Source organism: Blastomonas sp. (genome assembly GCF_041747255.1).
Classification (GTDB): Bacteria; Pseudomonadota; Alphaproteobacteria; order Sphingomonadales; family Sphingomonadaceae; genus Blastomonas.
The window spans coordinates 1-2,941 of the sequence record NZ_JBGTFM010000159.1 but is presented as its reverse complement, the minus strand read 5'-3'; the positions used below and the strand labels follow the sequence as shown (position 1 = coordinate 2,941).

The 2,941-nt window shown below is 59.0% G+C and carries 6 protein-coding genes and 1 tRNA gene; 5 read left to right on the top strand and 2 right to left on the bottom strand.

Annotated features, from left to right (window positions below):
• Positions 1 to 293 (bottom strand): AAA family ATPase (locus ACEW8G_RS05720; protein WP_373487477.1); only part of this gene is annotated, 293 nt, incomplete at its 3' end.
• A gap of 256 nt (positions 294 to 549) precedes the next feature.
• On the opposite strand from ACEW8G_RS05720, the gene ACEW8G_RS05715 reads away from it, so the two are divergent.
• Both ACEW8G_RS05715 and ACEW8G_RS05710 read left to right on the top strand, forming a co-directional pair.
• Complete coding sequence (locus ACEW8G_RS05715) at positions 550 to 678, top strand: hypothetical protein (protein ID WP_373487476.1); 129 nt, start codon at positions 550 to 552, stop codon at positions 676 to 678.
• Between the two features lie 44 nt (positions 679 to 722).
• Positions 723 to 911: a PspC domain-containing protein gene (locus ACEW8G_RS05710; protein WP_373487475.1), complete on the top strand. Its 189-nt coding sequence runs from the start codon at positions 723 to 725 to the stop codon at positions 909 to 911.
• Between the two features lie 4 nt (positions 912 to 915).
• Here the strand turns inward: ACEW8G_RS05710 and ACEW8G_RS05705 are convergent, their stop codons facing one another.
• Entirely contained in the window at positions 916 to 1,647 is a 732-nt protein-coding gene (locus ACEW8G_RS05705) for a queuosine precursor transporter (protein ID WP_373487474.1), read from the bottom strand.
• Positions 1,648 to 1,721: 74 nt separating this feature from the next.
• On the opposite strand from ACEW8G_RS05705, the gene ACEW8G_RS05700 reads away from it, so the two are divergent.
• From ACEW8G_RS05700 to ACEW8G_RS05690, 3 genes are all read left to right on the top strand, one after another.
• Positions 1,722 to 1,798: transfer RNA gene (locus tag ACEW8G_RS05700), tRNA-Arg, on the top strand.
• Positions 1,799 to 1,942: 144 nt separating this feature from the next.
• Entirely contained in the window at positions 1,943 to 2,341 is a 399-nt protein-coding gene (locus ACEW8G_RS05695; RefSeq protein WP_373487473.1) for a hypothetical protein, read from the top strand.
• Between the two features lie 460 nt (positions 2,342 to 2,801).
• The coding region (locus ACEW8G_RS05690) for a transposase (protein WP_373487478.1) at positions 2,802 to 2,941 on the top strand (140 nt) is incomplete at its 3' end.

Sequence of the window (2,941 nt, the reverse complement as noted above, 5' to 3'; positions counted from 1 at the left end):
ACGCGCACGATCCGGCGACCGGGGGCGTCGGCGGTCACCCCAGTGCCGATCTGCACGGCGTCTCCGGCCAGCTGCGCGGAAATCGCAAAGTCGCCCGGTCCATCCTGCCGCGCCATCTGGTCGAGCGCCGCCCGGCGCATCCCCCGCCCCGGCGCGAGCAGCGAGATCGCCTCCAATATGTTGGTCTTGCCCGCGCCATTCTCTCCGCAGATCACATTGAACCGCCCCACCGGCGCGAGGCAGCTGGCGGCGTGGTTGCGAAACTGGGTCAAGGAAAGCGCAGATATGGCCATGCAACGCATGCCTATAGCGGCAGACGCGCGGCGCGTCCGGTGCAAATCATCATTGCGCTGACTTTGCGGATGCAAGGCGATCCCAATTGTTCGCGAATAATCCCAACGTTTTGCATCCAGTTGGCGCAGGCTCATTACGCATCTGGATTATCCAACTGTATTGAAACGCTTTTCCGAACTGGCACGCCCCATGCAGATGATCTGGCATCTCCCGAGGGACAAGCCCACGGGATCCAAATTCGAAAGGACGACCATCATGTTCACCATCGCAAAGCTCCATAACAACGCCCTCGCTGCGATCTGCGCGCTGTTCACCTCGGCACTTTTCATCGGCCTCAGCGTAGGTCCGGCTGAAGCAGGTGCGATCAGCGCACTGATCATCTGATCGCAATACGCACAATCTAACCTCGGGCTTATAGGGAAATCACCATGACCAATCGTTCGTTCCGTCTCGACAAGTCCAGTGGCAAGCTGATGGGCGTCTGCTCTGGCATCGCCAACTATTTTGACTGGGACGCCAATCTGGTCCGCATCGCCTTTGTGTTGGCGGCGCTCTTCGGGGTCGGCGCACCGGTGCTGATCTATCTGGTGATTGGCCTGATCGCTTCTTCAGAATAATTGGCTAGACCTTGGTACTGAACGGGGTGAAATCGGTATCGGTGTCATAGACATCCACCCCCTCCTTTGCCCGCAGCCAGCCGACGGCGAGATAGGTCACCGGGGTCAGCACCGCCTCCCATGTGACCTTGAGCAGCCAGTTGGTGACCATCACGGTCAGCACCTGGCTGGTGTCCCACACCCCATAAAAGGCGAGCGGATAGAAGATCAGGCTGTCCACGCCCTGGCCGACGATGGTCGATCCGATCGTGCGGGTCCACAGCATCCGGCCCTTGGTCCACACCTTCATCCGCGCCATTACATAGCTGTTGACGAACTCACCTGCCCAAAAGGCGATGATCGACGCAAGCACGATGCGCGGCACCTGACCAAACACCGATTCGTAGGCCGCCTGCCCCTCCCAGCCAGCGGCGGGCGGCAGGCTGACGACGACCCAGCTCATGAACGCCATGAACAGCAGCGCCGCAAAACCCGCCCAGATGACACGCCGCGCGCGCGCATAGCCGTAAATCTCGGTGAGAATATCACCGATGACATAGCCGAGCGGGAAGAACAGGATGCCTGCGCCATAGACCCATTGCTCGCCGCCGATGGTGACGAACGTCGGCTTGGCCGCGCCAATGACATTGGACAGCAGCAAGATGGTGACAAACGCCGCCATCACGAAATCATAATATCGAAAGCGGTGCGTCGCCGGATCAAAGCCTGGGGACTGCGCAATGTCTTGGGGCTGCATGCCGGTGCATTATCGCGGTTGGCGCGCGTTGCAAAGGTGGCTAATGCGAAGGCGTGCGGTACACCGCCGGGCGCGCGCCCTTAGCTCAGCTGGATAGAGCGCGAGACTTCTAATCTTGAGGCCACAGGTTCGACTCCTGTAGGGCGCGCCATTAATCAATGACTTAGCTCGAATTCTCGATCGAGATCGCCGCTGCCTGGTCGTCTGGCAATCACCTGGCAATCACCGCAGCCGCTTCGCTGTGATGCTGCACACCGCGCACTGTGCTGCTATACTGGCTATAAGGGAGGGCTCTATGCGCTGGTATCTGCTGTCATTCATGGTCATTGTCGCCAGCTGCTCATCGCATGGCGACACGGGCAAGAACCCCGAGCAAGAGCAAAGCGAGATCGATCAGGCAACCGCACAGCTGGATGCCCTCAATGCCGAGATTGCAGAAGCAGAGCGCAAGAGGAATGAGTTGGCCGACGAGAATAAGGCAGAAGCCGCGCGCATGGCATCGGCGCCTGCCCTTGATCCTGAGCCCCTTGATCTGTGCTTCAAAGATTATTGCCCGTGCGAACCGCCGCAGGGCGGGCCAGATATGTTGCTGTGCGACATGTTGGAAACTGGTCAGCCGGTCGATGAGCAGATGCTGATCAGTGGGCGGGCGATGCGCGAAGTGCGACGGCAATTAGACACTGGTGACTACTGACATGCCCATGCCAGAATAAGCCCCGCCAAGCGCCATCGCCGCGCATCCGGTGGTTGATGGCCCAAACAGCCAGCACGGCCCTGTGGTGCCTCTCCGCGCCCCTGAGAGCATAGATTCGCGGGTCCTTCCTGGAACAAAACGGGACATGAAGCGAATGGGTACCGCTTTTTCTCGCTCAGATGTCCCGCGCCGGGTCCCGCATAGTTTGAACTTCCTGTTTGATCGCCAAGCAATGAGAGTGCGCTCGGCTGCTGATCACTCGCCAATTGATGGCAGCATTTTCGAGAATGCTAACCAAGCATCCGATTATGATGTCGCACTCGTGCTTCCTTGGCTCCGCATGGCAGGAGATTGCTTAACTTGGGAGGAGTGATACTAGGGTCCAAACCCAATCAGTCTCTTGAAAATCATTGCGCACATTGATTCAAAGGGTCTCCACTGAAGCAGGAGGGCCTTGGCGATGTCGCGTTCTTTGTTCTGGTTGTCGGATGAAGCATGGTCAGCGATCGAACCCCATTTGCCGAAGAACCAGCCAGGCGCACGGCGGGTGGATGACCGGCGGGTGATTTCGGGGATCGTTCACATGCTCAGGTGCGGCGG

Excerpts from the sequence above, each read along its gene's own strand:
- ACEW8G_RS05715 (WP_373487476.1), top strand. The coding sequence starts at position 550 with ATGTTCACCATCGCAAAGCTCCATAACAACGCCCTCGCTGCGATCTGC.
- ACEW8G_RS05710 (WP_373487475.1), top strand. The coding sequence starts at position 723 with ATGACCAATCGTTCGTTCCGTCTCGACAAGTCCAGTGGCAAGCTGATG.
- ACEW8G_RS05705 (WP_373487474.1), bottom strand. The coding sequence starts at position 1,647 with ATGCAGCCCCAAGACATTGCGCAGTCCCCAGGCTTTGATCCGGCGACG.
- ACEW8G_RS05695 (WP_373487473.1), top strand. The coding sequence starts at position 1,943 with ATGCGCTGGTATCTGCTGTCATTCATGGTCATTGTCGCCAGCTGCTCA.